General features: G+C 73.1%; 16 protein-coding genes and 1 pseudogene. 13 read left to right on the forward strand and 4 right to left on the reverse strand.

Translation table 11 applies throughout. The annotated features are described in order from the left end of the window. The first annotated feature begins 25 nt into the window (after nucleotides 1-25). The 5 genes from ABTY62_RS39285 (at nucleotide 26) to ABTY62_RS39305 (ending at nucleotide 8304) form a co-directional block, all read left to right on the forward strand. The gene (locus tag ABTY62_RS39285) at nucleotides 26-1804 is read left to right on the forward strand and encodes a carboxyl transferase domain-containing protein (protein WP_352134158.1); all 1779 of its coding nucleotides are present in this window, start codon (nucleotides 26-28) and stop codon (nucleotides 1802-1804) included. A gap of 114 nt (nucleotides 1805-1918) precedes the next feature. Further along, nucleotides 1919-3208 carry an ATP-grasp domain-containing protein gene (locus ABTY62_RS39290; RefSeq protein WP_352134159.1) on the forward strand — a complete coding sequence of 430 codons (1290 nt, stop codon included), beginning with the start codon at nucleotides 1919-1921 and terminating at the stop codon, nucleotides 3206-3208. Then, a complete protein-coding gene (locus ABTY62_RS39295; RefSeq protein WP_352134160.1) occupies nucleotides 3205-5298 on the forward strand; it encodes an IucA/IucC family protein in 2094 nt (697 codons plus the stop codon). Before ABTY62_RS39290 ends, ABTY62_RS39295 begins: the two co-directional genes overlap by 4 nt. A gap of 37 nt (nucleotides 5299-5335) precedes the next feature. Continuing rightward, nucleotides 5336-7075: an IucA/IucC family protein gene (locus ABTY62_RS39300; RefSeq protein WP_352134161.1), complete on the forward strand. Its 1740-nt coding sequence runs from the start codon at nucleotides 5336-5338 to the stop codon at nucleotides 7073-7075. Beyond that, complete coding sequence (locus tag ABTY62_RS39305) at nucleotides 7072-8304, forward strand: type III PLP-dependent enzyme (RefSeq protein ID WP_352134162.1); 1233 nt, start codon at nucleotides 7072-7074, stop codon at nucleotides 8302-8304. Before ABTY62_RS39300 ends, ABTY62_RS39305 begins: the two co-directional genes overlap by 4 nt. A gap of 10 nt (nucleotides 8305-8314) precedes the next feature. On the opposite strand, the gene ABTY62_RS39310 is transcribed toward ABTY62_RS39305, so the two are convergent. Beyond that, nucleotides 8315-9085 carry a glycosyltransferase family 2 protein gene (locus ABTY62_RS39310; protein ID WP_352134163.1) on the reverse strand — a complete coding sequence of 257 codons (771 nt, stop codon included), beginning with the start codon at nucleotides 9083-9085 and terminating at the stop codon, nucleotides 8315-8317. Between the two features lie 161 nt (nucleotides 9086-9246). On the opposite strand from ABTY62_RS39310, the gene ABTY62_RS39315 reads away from it, so the two are divergent. The 6 genes and pseudogenes from ABTY62_RS39315 to ABTY62_RS39340 all read left to right on the forward strand — a co-directional run. Continuing rightward, nucleotides 9247-9789, forward strand: a complete 543-nt coding sequence (locus ABTY62_RS39315) for a PadR family transcriptional regulator (RefSeq protein ID WP_352134164.1) — start codon at nucleotides 9247-9249, stop codon at nucleotides 9787-9789. Beyond that, nucleotides 9786-10643 (forward strand): ABC transporter ATP-binding protein, encoded by an 858-nt coding sequence (locus ABTY62_RS39320; RefSeq protein ID WP_352134165.1) that lies wholly within the window; start codon nucleotides 9786-9788, stop codon nucleotides 10641-10643. Before ABTY62_RS39315 ends, ABTY62_RS39320 begins: the two co-directional genes overlap by 4 nt. 2 nt (nucleotides 10644-10645) lie before the next feature. Next, nucleotides 10646-12421 carry an ABC transporter permease gene (locus ABTY62_RS39325; RefSeq protein ID WP_352134166.1) on the forward strand — a complete coding sequence of 592 codons (1776 nt, stop codon included), beginning with the start codon at nucleotides 10646-10648 and terminating at the stop codon, nucleotides 12419-12421. Between the two features lie 53 nt (nucleotides 12422-12474). Continuing rightward, the gene (locus ABTY62_RS39330) at nucleotides 12475-12984 is read left to right on the forward strand and encodes an MFS transporter (protein ID WP_352134167.1); all 510 of its coding nucleotides are present in this window, start codon (nucleotides 12475-12477) and stop codon (nucleotides 12982-12984) included. A 140-nt stretch (nucleotides 12985-13124) separates the two neighbouring features. After that, on the forward strand, nucleotides 13125-15290 hold the full coding sequence (locus tag ABTY62_RS39335) for a pectate lyase-like domain-containing protein (protein WP_352134168.1): 2166 nt from the start codon (nucleotides 13125-13127) through the stop codon (nucleotides 15288-15290). Nucleotides 15291-15303: 13 nt separating this feature from the next. Further along, nucleotides 15304-16176: pseudogene (locus ABTY62_RS39340) on the forward strand (ThuA domain-containing protein); the annotation flags it as partial. Nucleotides 16177-16236: 60 nt separating this feature from the next. On the opposite strand, the gene ABTY62_RS39345 reads toward ABTY62_RS39340, so the two are convergent. Continuing rightward, nucleotides 16237-16590: a cupin domain-containing protein gene (locus tag ABTY62_RS39345; RefSeq protein WP_352134169.1), complete on the reverse strand. Its 354-nt coding sequence runs from the start codon at nucleotides 16588-16590 to the stop codon at nucleotides 16237-16239. A 115-nt stretch (nucleotides 16591-16705) separates the two neighbouring features. Between ABTY62_RS39345 and ABTY62_RS39350 the strand changes: the two genes are divergently transcribed. Continuing rightward, nucleotides 16706-18148 carry an aminotransferase-like domain-containing protein gene (locus ABTY62_RS39350; RefSeq protein ID WP_352134170.1) on the forward strand — a complete coding sequence of 481 codons (1443 nt, stop codon included), beginning with the start codon at nucleotides 16706-16708 and terminating at the stop codon, nucleotides 18146-18148. A gap of 84 nt (nucleotides 18149-18232) precedes the next feature. On the opposite strand, the gene ABTY62_RS39355 is transcribed toward ABTY62_RS39350, so the two are convergent. Together ABTY62_RS39355 and ABTY62_RS39360 are read right to left on the reverse strand one after the other, a co-directional pair. Beyond that, nucleotides 18233-19366: a mandelate racemase/muconate lactonizing enzyme family protein gene (locus tag ABTY62_RS39355; protein WP_352134171.1), complete on the reverse strand. Its 1134-nt coding sequence runs from the start codon at nucleotides 19364-19366 to the stop codon at nucleotides 18233-18235. Nucleotides 19367-19404: 38 nt separating this feature from the next. Next, a complete protein-coding gene (locus ABTY62_RS39360; protein ID WP_352134172.1) occupies nucleotides 19405-19833 on the reverse strand; it encodes a RidA family protein in 429 nt (142 codons plus the stop codon). 72 nt (nucleotides 19834-19905) lie between these two features. On the opposite strand from ABTY62_RS39360, the gene ABTY62_RS39365 reads away from it, so the two are divergent. Next, a complete protein-coding gene (locus tag ABTY62_RS39365) occupies nucleotides 19906-20793 on the forward strand; it encodes a LysR family transcriptional regulator (protein WP_352134173.1) in 888 nt (295 codons plus the stop codon). Nucleotides 20794-20870 lie beyond the last annotated feature (77 nt).

Raw genomic sequence — 20870 nt, forward strand, 5'->3', positions numbered from 1 at the left:
CTGCCGCCCGTGGCAGGGTGTGAACATGACCGGAACGAGCCCCCGCACGTCAGGCCCGACGTCTGCCCTCCAGCTGATCGAGACCGTCGTCGACCCCGGCAGCTGGCACCGCTGGGACGAGCCGGTCGACATCACCACGGACGACCCCGCCTACCGGGCCGACCTGGAGCGGGCACGCGAGCGCACCGGCCTCGACGAGTCCGTCATCACGGGCGAGGGCCGCATCGAGGGGCGCAGGGTGGCCGTCGTGGCCTGCGAGTTCCGCTTCCTCGCCGGGTCGATCGGCGTCGCGTCGGGGGAGCGGCTGGCGCGCGCCATCGAGCGGGCGACGGCGGAGCGCCTGCCGCTCCTCGCGGCGCCCGCGTCCGGCGGGACACGGATGCAGGAGGGCACGGTCGCGTTTCTCCAGATGGTGAAGGTGGCCGCGGCGATCACCGACCACAAGGCGGCCGGCCTGCCCTACCTCGTCCATCTGCGCCACCCGACGACGGGCGGAGTGCTCGCCTCCTGGGGCTCGCTGGGCCACGCCACCGCCGCCGAGCCCGGCGCGCTCATCGGCTTCATGGGCCCGCGGGTGCACGAGGCGCTGTACGGGGAGGAGTTCCCGGCGGGCGTTCAGGTCGCGGAGAACCTGATGGCCCACGGCCTGGTGGACGCGGTCCTGCCGCCCGAGCGGCTGTCGGAGGTGGCGGCGCGGGTGCTGAGGGTGCTGTGCGGGGACGCTGCCGCTGTGGCGAACGGGGACGGGGTCGTTCCGGCGGCGGAGGCGGTCCCGGGCGTGTCCCCGGCGGCTGCGGGCGCCGCCGAGGAGTCGCCCGCGGGGCCCGCCGTCGCGGGACCTGCCGTCGCGGGACCTGCCGTCGGCCGCGAGCAGGAGGCTGCCGCTGGTCGCCCCGCGGACGAGGGTGACGCCCCAACGGCCCAGGCGACCGCGTCAACGGGACGCGGGGAGTCGCCGACGGGCCCCGGGCCTGGTGGGCCCAGCGCCGAGGAGTCGATCCGGCGGTCCCGGCGGGCCGAGCGGCCCGGCGTGCGGGACTTGCTGCGCGCCGCCGCCGAGGACGCGAGCCCCCTCAGCGGTACGGGCGCGGGGGAGCACGACCCCGGGCTGCTGCTCGCGCTCGCGCGCGTCGGCGGGACGCCATGCGTCGTCCTCGGGCACGACCGGGCCGCGCGCCACGGGGACGCCGCGGCCGACGGGCCCGGCGACGGGCAGCCGCTCGGCCCCGCCGGGCTGCGCACCGCCCGGCGCGGCATGCGCATCGCCGCCGAACTCGGGCTTCCGCTGCTCACGGTCGTCGACACCGCGGGCGCCGCGCTGAACCGGGAGGCCGAGGAGGGCGGGCTGGCCGGGGAGATCGCCCGCTGCCTGGCCGACATGGTGACCCTTCCCGCGCCCACCCTCTGTCTGCTGCTCGGCCAGGGCGCGGGCGGCGCCGCGCTCGCGCTGCTCCCCGCCGACCGGGTCCTCGCGGCGCGCCACGCCTGGCTGTCCCCGCTGCCGCCCGAGGGCGCCTCCGCGATCCTCTACCGGACCACCGAGCGGGCGTACGAGATAGCGGACCGGCAGGGTGTGCGCTCCGCCGACCTGCTCGCTCACGGCATCGTCGACCGAATCGTCGAAGAGGCGGCGGAAGAGGCGGCGGAAGGGGCGGAGGGGGTGGAACCGTCCGGGTACGAGGGTTTCCTCGCCCGTCTCGGCGACACCCTCGGCGCCGAGCTCGCCGCGCTGCGCGCCCAGGACCAGGGCGAGCGGCTGGCCGCGCGCCGGGCCCGGCACCGGCGCATCGGGCTGCCGGGCTGACCCGGGCCGCCCGCCCCCGGCTGATCGCGGAGTTGATGGCGCATCGGGCTCAAAACGGAGCAGACGGGTGAGACGAATTGGCGGTCTTAGGCATGCCTAACCTAATCTCGGTTCGTGAACGAGAATGATCTAGACGGGGCATTCGGCCTGCCCGCAGAGACCGCCACGCGCCTCCATCTCCTCGCCCTCAACCCCACCGACTCCGTCACCGAGGGCTTCCTCCCCGCCGCGGCCCGGCTCGGCCTCGCCGTCACCCTCCTCACCGACCAGCCGGACGCACACCGGAGCGCCTACGAGCGCCACGCCCCGCCCGGCGGCGCGCTGCCCGAACTCGACATCGCGTACTGCGATGTACGGGACTTCCGCGAGGTCATCGGCTGTATCTCCGCTCAGGCCCCGGCGGGCCGCCCCGCCGCGATCTTCACCAACAGCGACCACCTCCAGGTCCAAGCCGCCCTCGCCGCCGACTACTTCGGCCTGCCCGGCAAGGACTGGCGCGCCGCGCTGCGCACCAAGAACAAGGCCGAGCTGCGCCGCAGCCTCGCCGCCGCAGGCGTCGACACCCTCTGGTGCGCCGAACTCGCCCCCGGCCAGGACCCCGCCGACCACCCCCGCCTCGCCGCGCCCGGCGTGCCCTACCCCTGCGTCCTCAAGCCGCGCGAGGGCGTGGCCAGCGAGGACGTCGTGCTCGTCGCCGACGCGGACGAACTGGCCGAGCGCTGCCGCGAGATACGGGCCCGGCGGCCCGAGGCGTATCTGGTGGTCGAGGAGTTCCTGGAGGGCACACTCCAGACCCTGGAGACCATCGGGGACGGCCACACGCTGCACACCCTCGCCGCCTTCCGCACCGACATCTCCCCGCCCCCGTACTTCATCGAGGAACGCCTCGAACTGCTCCCCGCCCCGCCCGAGCCGCACACCGGCCAGGTGCTGGACCAACTGCGCGCGCTGGGCGTGGGCTTCGGCGCCTGCCACACCGAGTACGTGGTCCAGGGCGACCGGGCCCGCCTCATCGAGGTCAACTACCGCGCCATAGGCGACCAGTGCGACCTCGTACTCGCCGAACTCCTCGCCATCCCGCTCTTCGAGCACATCCTCCGCACCCACCTCGGCGAGCCCCTCCCCGCCGACCTCGGCGCCCGCACCGACGGCAGGGTGCGCATGGAATACGTCATGGCGGACCGCGCCGGCCGCCTGACCGGCGCCCCCGCCGCGAGCGTCGGCGAGCGCGACGGCGTACGGCTGGACTACCGCCCGCTGCGTGCGATCGGCGAGGAACACCCGCTCTACGGCACCAACCGCGACATCCTCGGTGTGCTCCGCGCCACCGGGACCGACCAGCGGCGGATCGACCAGGCGGTGGCCGGGTTCCTGGCGGCCAACCAGTGGGTGATCGCGCCATGATCCGCGCCGATGAGGCAGCGGCGGACACCACGGACACCATGGATGCCACGGACACCACGGATGCCTTCGAGGCGGAGCTGCTGGCGCGCGTGCTCGACACGCTGCTGAGGGAAGACGCGTACGGCCTGCGCAGCCGCGCCCAGGCCGTACGGCGCGCCGACGGCGACTGGCTGCGGGTCGTCCTCACGGACGGCGGGGGAGTGCTGCTGCCGGTCGAGCCGGACGGCTTCCAGTGCGAGATCCGGGTCCGGCGGCCGGCACACCTGTTGGTGGAGGGGGCGCCCGGCGGAGGGGCCGCGCCCGCCCTCCACGGCGGCGGGCCGTTGTCGACCGACGACGCGGGCGGCGCGGCGCCCCGCGCCGCCGCGGGGTCCGCCGCCGGGCCCGCCCCCCGGCCTGACACTCCGTCTGCCGCCCGGCCCGGCGCCGGGAACGGCGCCTCGCCCGGCGCCCAACCCGCCGTCGCGCCGCCACTGGCGGCCGAGGCCGCGTCATACTCCCCGCCGCGCGGCGCCGCCCTCACCGCCCTCACCACCCTCGACGCGGTCCTCGACCGCCTCCGCCACGCCGCCGACCCCGACGACCGGGGCCGCTACAACGCCTTCGTCGTCGAGTGCCGCCGCACGCTGGACGCCATGCGGCTGCACGCCCGCCTCCGCCCCGGCGTCGTCGCGCGGCTCGCCGCCGCATACGGCGACAGGCCCGCCGAGCAGTGGGCGGGGGTGCGCGGCTCGCTCGCGTACGACACCCTGTCCGCCTTCCGTGACCACCCCGTCTATCCCACCGGCCGCACCCGCCTCGCCCTGAGCGACGCCGAACAGCGCGCCCACGCCCCCGAGTTCCACCCCTCCTTCCGGCTGCGCTGGGCCGCCCTCCCGCGCGAGGCCGTCACCGGGGACCCGTCCCGGCTGCCCGCGTGGTGGCCAACCCCCAGGGCGCTGGGCCTGCCGGACGGCCTGGACGACAGCCACCTCGCCTTCCCCGTCCATCCGCTGAGCGCATCCCGCATCCTGGCCATCGCCCTGCGCGCCACCGGCCTCACGGACCGCGCCCACCTCGCCGACGCCCCCTGGCTCGACGTACGGCCGACCCTCTCCATGCGGACCGTCGCCGTCACCGACGAGCCGCTCACCCACCTCAAACTGCCACTCGCCACCGCCACCCTGGGCGCGCGCAACCGCCGCACCATCAAGCCCGGCACGCTCGCCGACGGCGAGGCGGGGCAGCGGCTCACGGAGGCGGTGCTCGCGCGCGAGCCTCGGGTGTCGGGCGGCGTGCTGCTGGCCGACGAGGGCACCTATCTGCACGCCGGACACGAGTTCCTGGCCACGCTCGTCCGGCGCTACCCGCCCGGTCTCGACGGCTGCCAGGTCGTGCCACTGGCGGCGCTGCTCGCCCCCGCCCCCGCGCCCGGGACCGGCACCGGGCTCGTCGTCGACGCCCTCGCGGCCCGCTACTACGGCGGTGACCTGCTCGCCCTCCTCGACGCCTACCTCACCCTGCTGTTCGACGTGCACACCACCCTCTTCGCGTACGGCGTCGCGCTGGAGTCCCACCAGCAGAACACCTCCCTCGTCCTCGACGAGATCCACGGCCGCCCCCGGCTGCGGCTGCTGCTCAAGGACCACGACGGACCGCGCGTCCACCCCGCCCGGCTGGCCGACGCCCTCCGCGACGGCGACGAGGCCGCCCGCCTCCTGAGCGGCTTCGACGACGACCGGATCCTGACCGACGGCGACGGCCCGGTCGCCGATGTCTTCGCCACCATCACCGTGCATCTGTGCGCGGGCGCCCTCGCCTTCGAGCTCGCCCGGCTCGGCCGGGCCCCGCTCGACGCGCTGCTGCGGCTGATCCGCGACCGGCTCGCCGAGGCCGCCGACCGGCTGGGGGAGCGGGGCCCCGGCGCGCCCGGCGCCGTGCTGCGCGCCCTCGTCCTGGACGCGGAGCGGCTGCCGGTCAAGGCCATGGTGACCGCGGGCAGCCTGTTCACCAAGCAGCGCTCCGGCGCCGCCGACATCAACAAGCACTACGTCACCGGGCCCAACTACCTCCTCCCGGGCCTCCCAGGCATCCTTGCCCGCGGCCGATGAGCGCCGCGCCCTCCTCCACCCCCGCCGGAGTCGCCTCATGACCACATCCATCTCCCCATCCGACACGGACACCGGTACAGGTGCCCGCGCCGACCACGTCGTCGCCCACACCCTCCTCAACTGCCTCCTCCGCGAGGTGTCCGGCCCGGAACACCAGACCGTCGTGGCCGACGGCCGGCTGCGGCTGCGGCTGCCCCGCTGCGGGGTGCTGCTGCGCGTCGCGCTGCGCCGCACCTCCCTCATCGGCGCACACCGGTTCACCGGCCCGGTCACCGAGGAGCGGGACGGCGCGTGGGCCGAGGTGCCCTGGCGCACCCTCGCCGAGTACATCCACCGGGAGCTGCGGCTGCGCACCGGTGTGCGCAACGACGAGTTCCTGGAGCAGGTGGCGTCCAGCCACGCGGGCGTCACGGCGGCCCTGGAGAGCCGCGCGCGCACGGGCCCGCCGAACACCGACGACGGCGACCCGCACCTGACGTACCTGGCCTCCGAACAGTCGCTGCTGTTCGGCCACCGCTTCCACCCCACCCCCAAGGCGCGCTCCGGCAACGCCGACTCCTGGGCCCGCTTCGCGCCCGAGACCGGCGCCCGCTTCCCCCTGCACCACCTCGCCGTACGGCAGGCCCACGTACGCGAGGAGGCGGCGTCCGCCGGGGCCCTCGCGCCCCTCGACCGGCAGCGCCCCGTGCCCGACGGCTACCGCCTGCTGCCCGTGCACCCCTGGCAGTACGCGATGCTCCGCGACCACCCCGCGCTGCGGGCGGCGGTCTCCCGCGGCGATGTACTGGACCTCGGCCCCGGCGGGCCGGACTTCGCGCCCACCGCGTCCGTCCGCACCCTCTACGACGGACGGGACTTCCTGAAGTTCAGCCTGAACGTCCGGATCACCAACTGCCTCCGCAAGAACGCCGAGTACGAGCTGTCCGGGGCGGTCGCCCTGACCCGGCTGCTGGAGCCGGTCGCCGCCGACCTGGCCGCCCGCTTCCCGGGCGCCGCGCTGCTGCGCGAGCCCGCGTACCGGACGCTGGACCTCGGCGGCGAGCGGGAGTTGATCGAGGGCTTCGGGGTGATCGTGCGCGAAGGGCTCGCCGCCCGGCTGCGCCCCGGGCTCACCGGGCTGCTCGCGGGGGCCGTCGCCGACGAGTACCCCGCCCCCGGCGGGGCGCGGGTCGCCCAGCTCCTCGGCGACACCGGGCCCGGACACGCGCTCGCCTGGTGGGAGGCGTATCTGGCGCTGCTCGTGCCGCCCGTCCTGGCCGCCTACTTCGACCACGGCGTCGTCCTCGAACCCCACCTCCAGAACGTCGTGGTCGGCGTCGACCCCTCCGGCCTGCCGCGCCAGGTCCTCTTCCGCGACCTCGAAGGCACCAAGCTGCTGCCGGAACACCACGCGGCGGCCCTCGCCGCGCTGCCGCCCGCCCTGGCCGGCCCCATGACGTACGACCGCGAGCGCGGCTGGGACCGCGTCGTGTACTGCCTGCTGGTCAACCACCTCGCCGAGATGCTGGCCGCCCTCGCCGACCGCCATCCGCACCTGGAGCCCGAGCTGTGGTCGGCGGTCCGCCGGGTCCTGGAGGAGCGCGGCGCGGCACACGGCGGCCCGCCCGGCCTCCGCGCCCTGATCGCGGGCGTCCCGCTGCCCGCCAAGGCCAACCTCCTGACCCGCTGGGCCCGCAAGGCCGACCGTCACGCGGGCTATGTCCGCATCGCCAGCCCGCTCGCCTCGGACCTGCTGTCGGAGGCGGCCTGCGTCGTAGCCCCCGGGAGCCCCCGTTGACCACCACGGCCCCGACCACACCCGTCGCCGCCCTCGCCGACACCCTGACCGACGACGACCTCCCCGCGTACGTCTACGACCTCACCGCCCTCGCCGAACACGCCCAGGCCGTACGGGCCGCGCTGCCGCCCGCCGTCGAGCTGTACTACGCGGCGAAGGCCAACCCGGCCCCCGAGATCCTGCGCACCCTCGCCCCCCACGTCAGCGGCTACGAGGTCTCCTCCGGCGGCGAGTCGGCCCACGTACGCGAGGCCGTCCCCGCCCACCCGCTGGCCTTCGGCGGGCCGGGCAAGACCGAGACCGAGCTGCGCCGTGCGCTGAAGCTGGGCGTGGAGCGCTTCCATGTCGAGAGCGAGCACGAGCTGCGCCAACTGGCCGCCCTCGCAGGCGAGGAGGGCCGCACGGTCGACATCCTGCTGCGCGTCAACCTCCCCGTCGCCGACGGCGCGCTGGGCGCCGCCGCCCTCGCCATGGGCGGCCGCCCCAGCCCCTTCGGCCTCGACCCCGACCACATCGTCGAACGCTGCCTCCCCCTGCTGACGCCGGGCGGCCCCCTCCGCCTGCGCGGCATCCACGCCCACCTCGCCAGCGGCCTCGACGCCCCCGCCCTCCTCGCGGTCGCCACCCGCGTCACCGACTGGACCCGCGCCCTCTCCGCCCGCCACGGCCTGCGGCTCACCGAGGTGAACGTGGGCGGTGGCATGAACGTCGACTACGCCCGCCCCGACAGCCGCTTCGACTGGGCCGCGTACGGCAGCGGACTGGCCGGAATCGCCGAGCGGAACCCGGAACTCACCCTGCGGATCGAGCCGGGCCGGGCGCTGACCGTCTACTGCGGCTGGTATGTCACCGAGGTCCTCGACCTCAAGCACAGCGGCGGCGAACCCTTCGCCGTCCTGCGCGGCGGCACCCACCACATGCGCACCCCCGCCGCCAAGGGCCACGACCACCCCTTCGCCGTACTGCCCGCCGACACCTGGACCCGCCCCTGGCCACGCCCCGGAGTACGGGACGAGCCGGTGACCCTGGTCGGGCAACTGTGCACACCGAAGGACGTCCTGGCGCGCCGGGCGCCGACCGGGGAGCTACGGGTCGGCGACCGGGTGGCGTTCGCGCTGGCGGGCGCGTACGCGTGGAACATCTCGCACCACGACTTCCTGATGCACCCGCGACCCGGCTTTCATTACGTGGGCGGCGGCGCTGCGGACGGCGGCTCCAGCGGGTCGTAGCACTCTTCGCTCAGGCCTCCCGCCGCGAGCGCATCATGTCCCGCAGCGCCCGCGTGTGCTGCTCGATGATGCGCATGCGCGCCTCCCACTCCGATCCCTTGGAGTGGAACGGATGTTGCGTGATCTGGTCGGGGTGCTTGCGGTAGAGAAGGCCGACCTCGTCGTGGAACCATCCGTCGGCCAAGGTGTCGAGCCCGAGCAGCAGGCCCGTGTCGCCCGACGCGGGCAACGCCATCCATCCGCCGAGGGCCAGGATGAGATCGCGGCGGGCGCAGAGTGTCGCGGGGTGGACCTGCGCCCGCTTGTTGGCCTGCCAGTACTGCCAGACACTTCCCGCCGGCAGCACGCCGTTTTCGGGGTCTCCCTCGAAACCCACGGTCGTTCCGTCCGGGAGGAGGTCCAGCGCGCGCGACGTGGTCCAGCCCACCTTCGGATTGCTGGTCAGGACGTCAATGTCGCGAGCGAGCGCGCCCGGTGCGAGGCGGTCATCCGCGTCCAGAACCTTGACGAACTCGCTTTCCCCGGACACGCCGCTACGGGCGAGCGCCATGGTGCGTGCGACCTGTGGGCCGCCGCGACGCGAAAAGTCGATGGATATGCGGGGGTCGTCGCCAGGAAGGTGTGCGGCGGCGCCGACACCTTCGCCGTCTTCCTGTATCAACCACTCCCAGTCCCAGCCTTCGGGAAGCTTCTGCTGAACGAGCGATGCGTAGGCTTCCGGCAAAAGGTACACGGCGGGTCCGTGTACCGGAGTGACGAGGGAAACGAGGCGGCGGCTCACTGCAACTCCTCAAGGCTGGCCACGTGAAACGCCAAGGTTAGGCGCGGCCGATTCGCGGAGCGAGCCAGGCCCCGAACCGTTCTCCCCGCTACCACCCGGGCCGGTTTGACGCCCGTTTAGCTAACCGCTATCTATTGAGGCATCGCAGAGGAGGGTGGTCCGTGCAGGACGTGGTGCTGGCGCTGCTGGCCAAGGAGCCATCGCATGGGTACGACCTGCGCAGGCGGCTGGCGGCGGCGCTCGGACCGCTGGGCGAGACGCTGAACGCGGGGCAGATCTATGTGACGCTCACCCGGCTCGAAAAGGCGGGGCTGGCCGTCCAGGAGCGTGAGGACGAGTCGCAGCGCGGCCCGCGGCGCAAGGTGTACGCGCTGACCGCGGCCGGGCAGGAGCGGGTGGCCGCGTGGATGGCCGAGGACCCCGGGCCCAGAGCCGACGTGGCGGAGTTCCACCTGAAGTTGGTGGCCGCCGCCGAGTCGGGCCTGGGTGATCCGCTCGCGCTCGTGGGCGCGCGGCGGCGGGAGCTGATGCGCAGCCTCGCCGAAGCCCAGCACGCCGCTCTCGCTCACGACACGTGCTCGGAGGCCGGGCTGCTTCTGGAGGGCATCGCGCTCCGATTGCAGGCCGATCTGCGCTGGTTGGAGGCGTGCGAGCGGACCTGGTCCGCCCGCACACCGCGTGGGAAAGGCGGAGGAAACGGATGACGAGAAACCGTCAGCGGGCCAGGGGCCGATCGCAGCGGAGGGGCGCGGACGACGGCCCGGGAGCGGGATGGGCCGGCGGCCGACCCGGTGCGGCGGCCGGGCCGGTGCTGCGCGCGGTCGGCCTGGCGCGGGTGTACGGGGAGGACGAGAGCGCGGTGTGGGCCGTCGACGGGGTCGACCTCGATGTTCCCGCCGGGCAGACGCTCGCCGTGACCGGGCCCAGCGGCTGTGGCAAGTCCACGCTGCTCCAGCTTCTCGGCGGTCTTGACCTGCCCACCGAGGGCGAGGTGTGGCTCGGTGGGCGGCGCGTCGACGACCTCGGCGAGCGGGCGCTGGCCCGGCTGCGGCGCCGCGCCGTCGGGTTCGTCTTCCAGGCCTACCACCTGATGGACGAGTTGACCGCGGCGGAGAACGTCGAGCTGCCCGCGCTGCTCGCGGGCGCCTCACCGCGCACCGCCCGCCGCCGTGCCGCCGAACTCCTCGATCAGGTCGGGCTCGCCGACCGGGCCCGGCATCTGCCCTCGGAGCTGTCCGGCGGGCAGCGGCAGCGGGTCGCCATCGCCCGCGCCCTGGTCAACAAGCCACTGGTGGTCCTCGCCGACGAGCCCACCGGAAACCTCGACAGCGCCGCGACCCAGGACATCCTCCGGCTCTTCGACGAGTTGCGCGCTGCCGGCCAGACCCTGGTCATGGTCACCCACGACGAACGCGTCGCCGCCACCGCCGACCGCATCGTCTCCCTGCGCGACGGCACGCTGGCCGACGACACCCTCCTGAACACCGACAGCGGCACCGACAGCGGCACCGACAGCGGCACCACACGGCTCGGCACGCTCTTGAGCTGGGAGGACTGACCGTGGGACATCTGCTGCTGATGTGGCGCCTGGTCCTGCGCGACATGCGCCGCCGGCCCGGCGAGGCCGTCATGTTCCTGCTCGCCGTCACCGTCGCCGGCGCCAGCCTGACCCTCGGCCTTGCGACCAACGACGCGGTGGTCAACGGGTACGCGAAGACCCGCGCGGCCACCGCGGGACCCGACATCATCGCCACCACGACGGCCACGGACCCGTCCGGCGTGGCCGAACGCCTCGCGGACGCGCCCGGTGTGGCCGCGCACGCCGACCCGGTCTTCGCGTTCGACACCTACATCAAGGCACACGGCAAGAGCGCGCACTCCTCGGTCGAGGGGCGCGACACCTCACCGTCCGCCGTGGACCGGCCGCTGGTGACCTCCGGCACCTGGGTGCGTCCCGGCGGCGCGGTGCTCGAACGCGGCTTCGCGCAAGCACTCGGCGTACGCGTCGGCGACCGCGTCACCATCAGCGGACGCGGCTATCCGGTCGTCGGGACCGCGATCAGCGCGGCCACCGCGGTGTATCCGTGGAGCGACACCGCGCAGGGGGGCGGGCCGTCCGACTTCGGTGGCAGGATCTGGCTCACCTCCGCCGACACCCGCGCGGCAGCGGGCGACGAGCTCAGCGTCCACCTGATCCACCTGAAGCTGACCGATCCCACCGCGACGAAACGATGGCAGGACACCGTGTTCGGCCACGACCGCGAAGTCGACTCCACGGTCAGCGTCCACTACTGGCAGGACGTTCTCCAGACGGACCTGGCCATGATCAAGGACACCCAGCCCGCCCTGGTCGTCGGCGGCTGGCTGCTCGCCATCGCCGCGATCGTCACTCTCGCCGCGCTCGCCACCACACGCGCCGCCCGCGACCACCGGCGTGCCGCACTGCTCAAGGCCGTCGGCGCCGGGCCCGCCACCGTCACCGCCGCCCTGCTGGCGCAGTACCTGCTGCTGACCCTCCTGGCCTCCGCGCTCGGACTGACCGCCGGGACACTGGCCGCGCCCCGCCTGGTCGACCCCAGCGCCGGACTGCTCAACACCGTCAGCCCTCCGGACTCCGACACCGTCACCGCCGCGATCTTCCTCGCCGTCATGGTCGCTCTGATCGGTGCGCTCGGCCCCGCCCTGCGCGCCGCCCGCACCAGCACCGTCCACGCCCTGGCCGACCCGGCGCACCTGCTCACGCGCCACCCGCGCCTGAACGCCATGACGGCGCATCTGCCCACCTCGCTCCTGCTCGGCATCCGGCTGCTCGCCCGCCGGCCCGGCCGCGCCGTCCTGGCCTCCGCCGGGACGGCCGCCACCACCCTCATGGTCACCGCCCTGCTCACCTGGCACACCGAACTCGGTGCGAGGCCCGACTTCAAGCGGTTCGGCCCCATCGAAGTGCGGGCCGACCAGACCGGCCAGGTGCTGCTCGCCATCACGCTCGCGCTGGTGGCGCTGTCCACGCTGAACACCGTGCTCCTCGGCTGGAGCACCGCCGTGCAGGCCCGGCGCGCCCTGTCCATCGCCCGTACCCTCGGCGCCACACCCGGCCAGGTCGTCACGGCGCTCTGCGTCGCGCAACTCCTGCCCGCCGTGCCCGGAGTGGCGGTGGGTATTCCGACCGGGCTCGGCCTGTACTGGCTCTTCGGCACACAGGTCACGCCCCCGGGATCGTGGCTGCTCACCGCCGCGCTCGCCGTACTGCTGGCCATCGCGGTGTTGACCGCGCTGCCCGCGTGGGTGCACACCCGCAGCCCCGCCGGGCGCGTCCTCAACACCGAACCCGCCTGACAGCTCTCCACGGGTGCCGGCGCCACCCGGCGTTCGCCGCGGCCCTCTTGGCCGTGGCGGCCGCGCTGCTCGGGGCCTGGGTGTACCGCGAACGCCGATCGTCCGCCCCGCTGGTGGACCTGGCCCTGCTGCGGAATCCCGCGGTGGCGGGGGCCAACGTGGTCATGCTGCTCGGCGGCGTCGGCATGTATCTGCTGCTGACACTCGTCACCCGCTATGTGCAGACGCCGCGGTCGGCGGGCTACGGGCTCGGCGTCGACGTGTTCGTCGCGGGCCTGGTGCTGGTGCCCTTCTCCGCCCTGGGGTTCGCCGGCGGAAAGCTGGTGTCGCCGCTGCGCAAGCGGCACGCTCCGGCGACGGTTTGCGACGTTTCCCACCGATACCGGATACACGACAGCGGCGTGGGTCGGCGCGGGGGCGACGGCGGTCACCGTCGTCACCGCGCTCTCTCCCCGGCAGGCATCTCGTCAGTAACTCGCGGCGCGTTCAAGTCTTTTGGGGTGAACCGCGAAGGAAACCCTTTGCTTGCTTCACCTCTTGACGTCTTTGGTGCAGACCTTTAGGTTCACCCATCGCCGCCGGCCATCCGCCGACTGCCCCCACGGCGACAGGAGGACCTGTGCTCCGAATCTTGCGTCAGGTCAGAGAGGGCAGCGGCAGTCGCAGCCGCCGCCTCAGATATGTCCGCGCCACACGTGCCTCGATGGCGGCCACCCTGGTCGCGTTCTCGGCCGCGTCGCTGCTGACCGCCACCCCTTCCCAGGCAGCTGCGACCGCGGCCGCCGCCCTGCCCACCGAGTGGGCCACCGTCGTGAACAGCGGCAGTGGCAAGTGCCTGGACGCCCGGTCCGCCGCGACCGCGAACGGCACCGCCGTGCAGCAGTACGGCTGCAACACCTCCACAGCCCAGCAGTGGAGTTTCACCGCCACGAGCGACGGCTACGTGCGGATCAACAACCGCAACGACGCCAACCAGGTCGTCGACGTGACCGACGTGTCCACCGCCGACAACGCCCCCCTCCAGCTGTGGGCGTACGGAGGCGGCGAGAACCAGCAGTGGCAGGCCGTGGACGAGGGCGGCGGCGCCTACCACTTCGTCAACCGGCACAGCGGCAAGTGCCTGGACGTGCCCTCCGCGTCGAACGCCGACAGCGTGCAGCTGGTGCAGTACACCTGCAACGGCACCGCGGCCCAGCGCTTCCAGGTGGCGCCCGTGTCCACCCCGCCCGGCGGCGATGTGGACCTCGGCCCGAACGTGGTCGTCTTCGACCCGTCCATGCCGTCGGCCACCATCCAGAGCCGACTGAACTCCATCTTCCAGCAGCAGGAGACCAACCAGTTCGGCTCCCAGCGCTACGCGGTGATGTTCAAGCCGGGCACCTACAGCAACGACGTCAACGTCGGCTTCTACACCCAGGTCCTGGGGCTCGGCCAGTCACCCGACGCCGTGACGATCAACGGCGCGGTCCACGCCGAGGCCGACTGGTTCCAGGGCAACGCCACCCAGAACTTCTGGCGCGGCGCCGAGAACCTGTCGGTCACCCCCAACGGCGGCACGGACCGGTGGGCCGTCTCCCAGGCCGCCCCGTACCGGCGGATGCATCTGCGCGGCAACCTCGCCCTGGACGACGGCGGCTGGTCCAGCGGCGGCTACCTGGCCGACAGCAAGATCGACGGGCAGGTGCGGTCCGGCAGCCAGCAGCAGTGGCTGACCCGCAACGCACAGCTCGGCAGCTGGACCGGGTCCAACTGGAACATGGTCTTCGTCGGCAGCCAGGGCGTACCGGGCAACAGCTTCCCCAACCCCCCGTACACCACGGTGGACCGGACCCCGGTGTCCCGCGAGAAGCCGTTCCTGTACGTGGACGGCTCCGGGGCCTACAAGGTGTTCGTGCCCTCCACGCGCACCGACTCCACGGCCACCAGCTGGGCCGCGGGCAACGCCCCCGGCACCTCCCTCCCGCTGGACGACTTCTACGTCGTGAAGCCCGGGGCGACCGCGGCGCAGATCAACACGGCGCTGGCCGCGGGGAAGAACCTGCTGGTCACCCCCGGCGTCTACCACCTCAACGAGACGCTGAAGGTGACCCGCGCGGACACCGTGGTGCTGGGTCTCGGCCTCGCCACCTTCATCCCGGACAACGGCATCACCGCCATGACCGTTGCGGACGTCGACGGGGTCAAGGTCGCGGGCGTTCTCTTCGACGCCGGAACGACCAACTCGCGCACCCTGATGGAAGTCGGGCCCACCGGAGCCTCCGCGTCCCACGCGGCCAACCCGACCTCCCTGCACGACGTGTACTTCCGCATCGGCGGCAGCGGCGTCGGCAAGGCCACCACCAGCCTCGTGGTCAACAGCGACAACGTCATCGGCGACCACATGTGGATCTGGCGCGCCGACCACGGCAGCGGCGTCGGCTGGACCAGCAACACCGCGGACACCGGGCTCGTCGTGAACGGTGACGACGTCACCATGTACGGCCTGTTCGTCGAGCACTACCAGAAACACCAGACGATCTGGAACGGCAACGGCGGCCGCACGTACTTCTACCAGAACGAGATGCCCTACGACCCGCCCAACCAGGCGGCCTGGATGAACGGCTCCACCCAGGGCTACGCCGCCTACAAGGTCGCCGACTCCGTCACCAGCCACCAGGGCTACGGCTTCGGCAGCTACTGCTACTTCAACGTCAACCCGGGCGTCACCGCCGAGCACGCCATCGAGGCGCCGAACAACGCCAACGTCCGCTTCAGGAACATGGTCACCGTCTCGCTGGGCGGCACCGGCACCATCCGCCACGTCGTCAACGACCGCGGCGGCCCGTCCAACTCGGCCACCAACGTGGCCAACCTGGTCGCCTACCCGTGACGAAGGAGCCCGCATGCCCGACATCCGACGCACCACACCGTCCCGGACGGTGTCCGCGGCCCTGCGGCTGCTGGCCCTGCTGGCCGTACTTCTCGGCCTGACGGCAGCCCCCGCCGCCCACGCGACGACGCACTCCCCGAACACCCCGAGGGCGCCGTTCAAGGTGCTGGCCCTCTACAGCGGCACCTGGGACGCCGCGCACATCAACTTCGTCCACGAGGCGAACGACTGGTTCCCCAAGCAGGCGGCCCAGAACGGTTTCACCTACACCGCCAGCAACAACTGGAACCTGCTCGCGGACGGCGGCGTCAACGGCTACCAGGTCGTCCTCTTCCTCGACGATCTGCCGCAGACCGCGGCCCAGCGCACCGGCTTCGAGCGGTACATGCGGGCCGGTGGCGGCTGGATGGGGTTCCATGTGTCGGCCTTCACCACCGAGGCCCAGAACTGGTCCTGGTACCACAACCAGTTCCTCGGCAGCGGCAACTTCAAGTCCAACACCTGGGGCCCGACCACGGCCAAACTGAAGGTCGAGGACCGCACCCACCCCGCCACCAAGAACCTGCCCGCCCTGTTCACCTCGTCGGTCAGCGAGTGGTACAGCTGGTCGAAGGACCTCCGGCAGAGCCCCAACATCAAGATCCTGGCCTCGGTCGACCCGAGCAGCTTCCCGCTCGGCACCGACCCCGACCAGAGCTGGTACAGCGGCTACTACCCGATCCTGTGGACGAACACCACGTACAAGATGCTGTACGCGAACTTCGGCCACAACGCGATGGACTACGCGAACAACACGCCCCTGTCGTCCACCTTCGCGAGCGAGACCCAGAACCGGTTCCTGCTCGACGGCCTGAAGTGGCTGGGCGGCGCGGCCACCACCCAGCCGTCGGCCGCGTGATCCTGACACCGCCGTGCCCGGACACCGAGCTGACCACGGAAGCGTGCTTCAGCTTCCGTACTGCTTGGTGTCCGGGTGCTCGATGAGCAGGATGTGGGCGGTCTCCTCGGCAACGGGGCGGTGCCGCACCCCCCTGGGCACCACGAACAACTCACCGGCCTGCAACACCACCGGCTCCCGCCCCTCCAGCTGAATCTGAACGCTGCCGTCCCAGCACAGGAACAGCTCGTCCTCGTCGTGGTGGTGCCAGGGAAACTCGCCCTCCACCCGGGCCACGCGAACGACGGTGGTGTCGTTCACCATGGCCAGATTGCGCTGCTGGAACGGCCCGGGGAGCGTGGTGATGGCCTCGGCCACCGATACCGCGGCAAGGTCACGCAGGTTCTCACGTCGTGTGGTCATGCCATGATCCTCGCCGCCGCCATGCCCGGCTCACAGAGCCAATGCGCCACAATTGGTTCACTCAGAGGACCAATGTCCTCGGGTGTTCCGAGGCGAAAGAAACACGCTCATGCCCATGGACCCGGCCGACCTGGCCGACCGCCTGGGCCGGTGGTCGGCCGGCCGCGGCCCGCTGTACCTCCTGCTCGCCGCGCGGCTGCGGCGCCTTGTCGACGAGGGCGAGCTGCGCCCCGGCACCGGGCTGCCACCCGACCGGGCCCTCGCCTCCGCGCTCGCGGTAGGTCGCGGGACCGTGGTCGCCGCGTACGAGCAGCTGCGTACGGAGGGCCGGATCGTCCGGCGCCAGGGAAGCGGCACCCGCGTGGCCGGCCCCTCCCGCCCCGGACCTCAGGAGACCACCGGGGCGCCGGTCTTCCTCCACCTGCTGGAGCCCCAGGCCGACGACGTGATCCTGCTGGCGTGCGCCGCCCCCGGAGAGCCTCCGCCGATCCTGCTGACGGCGTACGAGCGGGCCCTGTCCCAGCTGGCCACGGTCACGGGCGACATCGGGTACCACCCGTCGGGCCACCCGCACCTGCGCCGCGCCGTCGCCGACCACTACACCCGCCGCGGCGTACCGACCGACCCCGAACAGGTCCTGGTCACCAACGGTGGCCAGCAGGCCCTCTCCCTGCTCGCCCGCGCCTTCGTCGAGCCCGGCGGTACGGTGCTGGTCGAGGCGCCCACCTACCCCGGCGCGCTGGAGGCGTTCCACGAACGGGCCGCGGCACTGCGGACGCTCCCCACCGGCCTCGACGGCTTCGAAGCGGCCGTCCGGACCCCTTCCCGCCGCCCGGAACTCGCCTACCTCGTGGCCACCCACCACAACCCCACCGGATCCGTACTGCCACCGCTGGCGCGCCGGAGACTCGCGGTGGCGGCGGCCACCGCCGACGTACCGCTCATCGACGACGAAGTCCTCGCCCACCTGGGCTTCCCCGGGCAGCGGACACCTCCTCCGCTCGCCGCGTACAGCGACCGGGTCATCACGGTGGGCTCCCTCAGCAAGAGCGTCTGGGGCGGGCTGCGCGTCGGCTGGATACGAGCCACCAGGCCCGTCATCGACCGCCTCGCCCGGCTCCGGGCGGTTCATGACCTCGGCGGAAACCTCCCCGCGCAGCTCGCCGCGGCCGAACTGCTGCCCCGCCTGGAAACCCTGTGCCAGGACATGGCGGCAGCCCGCCAGGCCCGCCATGACCACCTGCGCGCGGAACTGGCGCGACAACTGCCGCAGTGGCAGGCCCCAGCGGTCACCGGCGGGCAGACCCTATGGGTGCGCCTCCCTCACGGCGACGGCGACTCCTTCGCCCAGACGGCCCTCCGCCACGGTGTCGCCGTCATTCCCGGCAGCGGACTGGACGCCTCCGGGGGCAGCAAGGAGTTCATCCGCATCCACTCCTTCGCCGCCCCCGACACCCTGACCGAGGCGGTACGTCGCCTGGCGACGGCCTGGCAGGCGTACGGCGGCGGCCACGGCCGAGGCGACCCGGCACCGGCGCCGCGGTCGATGGCGGTGTGACGTCGGCACACCGTGTCAGGAGGAAGGGAGGGCGGCGATCCGGCGGTAGCGAAATGGAGCGTGTCTCAGTTGGCGGAGCGAGCGTCAGGCCCGTGCCTCCGTGCCTTCGTGCCTCTGTGGCTTCCCGGGCTCCCCGGGCTTCTGCGCGACCAGGCCGGAGATCCCCAGGCCCGGGGCGTCGGGCAGCACGACCGCAGCGCCTTGGTACCGCATGCCGCCGACGACGGCGGGGCGCTGGAGCCACCACACCGCGTCGAGGTCGCTCACCATCGTGGTCCCGTAGGCGGCTACCAGGCTGGCCGCGGCGCCGGTGCCGATCTCGCTCTCCAGCATGCAGCCGAGGATGGTGCCCATGCCCTGGGCCCGCGCCAGTTCGAGGAGGGTACGGGCGGCGCTGAGTCCGCCGCTCTTCGCCAGCTTGACGTTGACCAGGTCCGCCGCGCGCCGCCGGATCACCTCCACCAGGTCGCGCACGTCGAAGACGGACTCGTCCGCCATGATCGGGGTCTCGACGCGGTCGCTCACCCAGGCCAGGCCCTCCACATCCCGGTAGGCCACCGGCTGTTCGACGAACTCCACCTCCATGCCGGCGTCCTCCAGTGAGCGGATGACCCGTACCGCCTCGCGGGGCGTCCACCCCTGGTTGGCGTCGAGACGGATCCTCACCTCGGGGCCGACCGCCTGGCGGACCGCCGTCACGCGGTTGATGTCCGTGGCCGCGTCCGTGCCGACCTTGACTTTCAGCACGTCGAATCCCTCCGCGACCCGGCTCTTCGCCGCCGTGGCCATGCTGCCCACCGTGCCGACCGCAAGGCTCACGTCGGTGGGCACCACCAGCCCGGAGCCGCCGAGCAGTCGGACCAGCGGGATCCCGAGGCGGACCGCGGCGAGATCGTGGAGCGCGATGTCCACCGCGGCCTTGGCCGGCTCGTTGCCGACCACGGCGCGGCTGACCCTGCGACAGTTCTCCACCAGATCATCGGCGTCGCGACCGATGAGAAGCGGGGTGAAGACCTCGGTGACGCAGGCCTCGCTGGAGGCGAGTGAGGATCCGGTGACAGTCCACACCTCCGGCGCCTCACCGAAGCCGGAGCGCCCGTCGCGGTCCACGATCTCGACGACGACGGTCGAGACGTGGGTCAGGTGCGCCAGGGCGGTGACGAACGGGGTGTGGAGGGGAGCCACCAGACGGTGGACATGGACAGCGGCGATGGTCATCGATCAGGCCTCGTTGAACTCAGGGGTCGCGCGGACCGTCACGCGGTAGCCCGCCGCCGGGCGTACGCCTCGATCTCGATCTTCATACGGGGGTCGGAGAGGCCGCACACCAGCATGGTCGCGGCCGGGCGGATCCCGCCGAAGGCGCTGCGCAGGGTCGGCCAGCACGGCTCGAAATCCTCGCGGTCGGGGAGCATGTACCGCACCCTGACCACGTCGGCGAGGGTGCAGCCCGCCTCGGCCAGCGCCGCCTCGATGTTGCGCAGGCACTGCTCGGCCTGCTCCACCACGTCGTCGGAGATCGTCATGGCGGTGTAGTCGAAACCGGTCGTCCCGGAGACGTGCACCCAGTCGCCGTCCACCACGGCCCGGGCGTAGCCGATCCGCTCCTCGAACGTCGAACCGCTGAGGATCGCGCGCCGCTCCCTCGGCCGCTCCGCCGGTTGCTCCGTCAGTCGCTCTGTCATGCGCCGAACGCTAGGTGACCTGCACCGATACGTCCAATACTCGCCCAGGACCGGTCTGATATGCATCGGCGTATGGAACGTCCCGAACTCCCCCTCCAGCAACTGCACGCCTTCGTCGTCCTCGCCGAGGAACTCCACTTCGGCCACGCGGCCGCCCGCCTGGGCATCACGCAGCCCCCGCTCAGCCAGCAGATCCGCCGCCTGGAGGACACGGTGGGCCACACGCTGTTCACCCGCGCCTCCAGGGGCGTCGGGCTCACCCCGGCGGGCCGGGAGCTGCTGCCCGCCGCCCGGCAGGCCCTCACCGGCCTCGCGGACGGCCTGGCCGCGGCCCGGGCGGTCGGCGGCGGGCTCGCCGGGCGGCTGCGGATCGGCTTCGCCGCCTCCCTCGCCCTCACCGTCCTGCCCGGTCTGCTGCGCACCTTCCGGGAGCGGTTCCCCGACGTGCGCCTGGACATCCACGAGATGACCACCGCGCCGCAGCTCGCCGCCCTGCACGACCGGGCCATCGACGTCGGCCTGCTGCGCGAGCCGCCCGCCGACGAGCCTGGGCTGGCCTTCAGGACCGTCCTGACCGAGCCCTTCGTGGCCGTCCTGCCGTCCGGGCACCCGCTCGCGGCGCAGCGTGCGGTCCGCGTCGGGCAGTTGGCGGACTCGCCCTTCGTGCTCCTGCCCCGCGAGGCCGGACCGGGGCTGTACGACCGGATCACCGGCCTGTGCGCCGAAGCGGGCTTCACGCCCCGGCTCGCCCAGCACGCGGTGGAGTGGCAGACCGTCTGCGCCCTGGTCGAGACCGGTCTCGGCGTCTCCCTGGCCCCGGCCGGTATCCGCCGGCTGCGCCTCAAGGGGGTCGCCTTCCGCGGGATCGGACCCGGCGCCGCCCGCACCCGGGTCGCCGTCGCCTGGCGTCGGGACGACCCGAACCCCCTGGTCGCCCGCCTCCTGGCGGCCATGGGGTGATCGTGAGCCGCTGAGCGGCAGCAGGAACAGCGCATCCGCCCCGGCCGGCCCGAGCGGGCCGCCGGGAGTTCGGCGAG

The sequence above is a fragment of the Streptomyces sp. NPDC097640 genome (assembly GCF_040302705.1).
Lineage (GTDB): Bacteria > Actinomycetota > Actinomycetes > Streptomycetales > Streptomycetaceae > Streptomyces.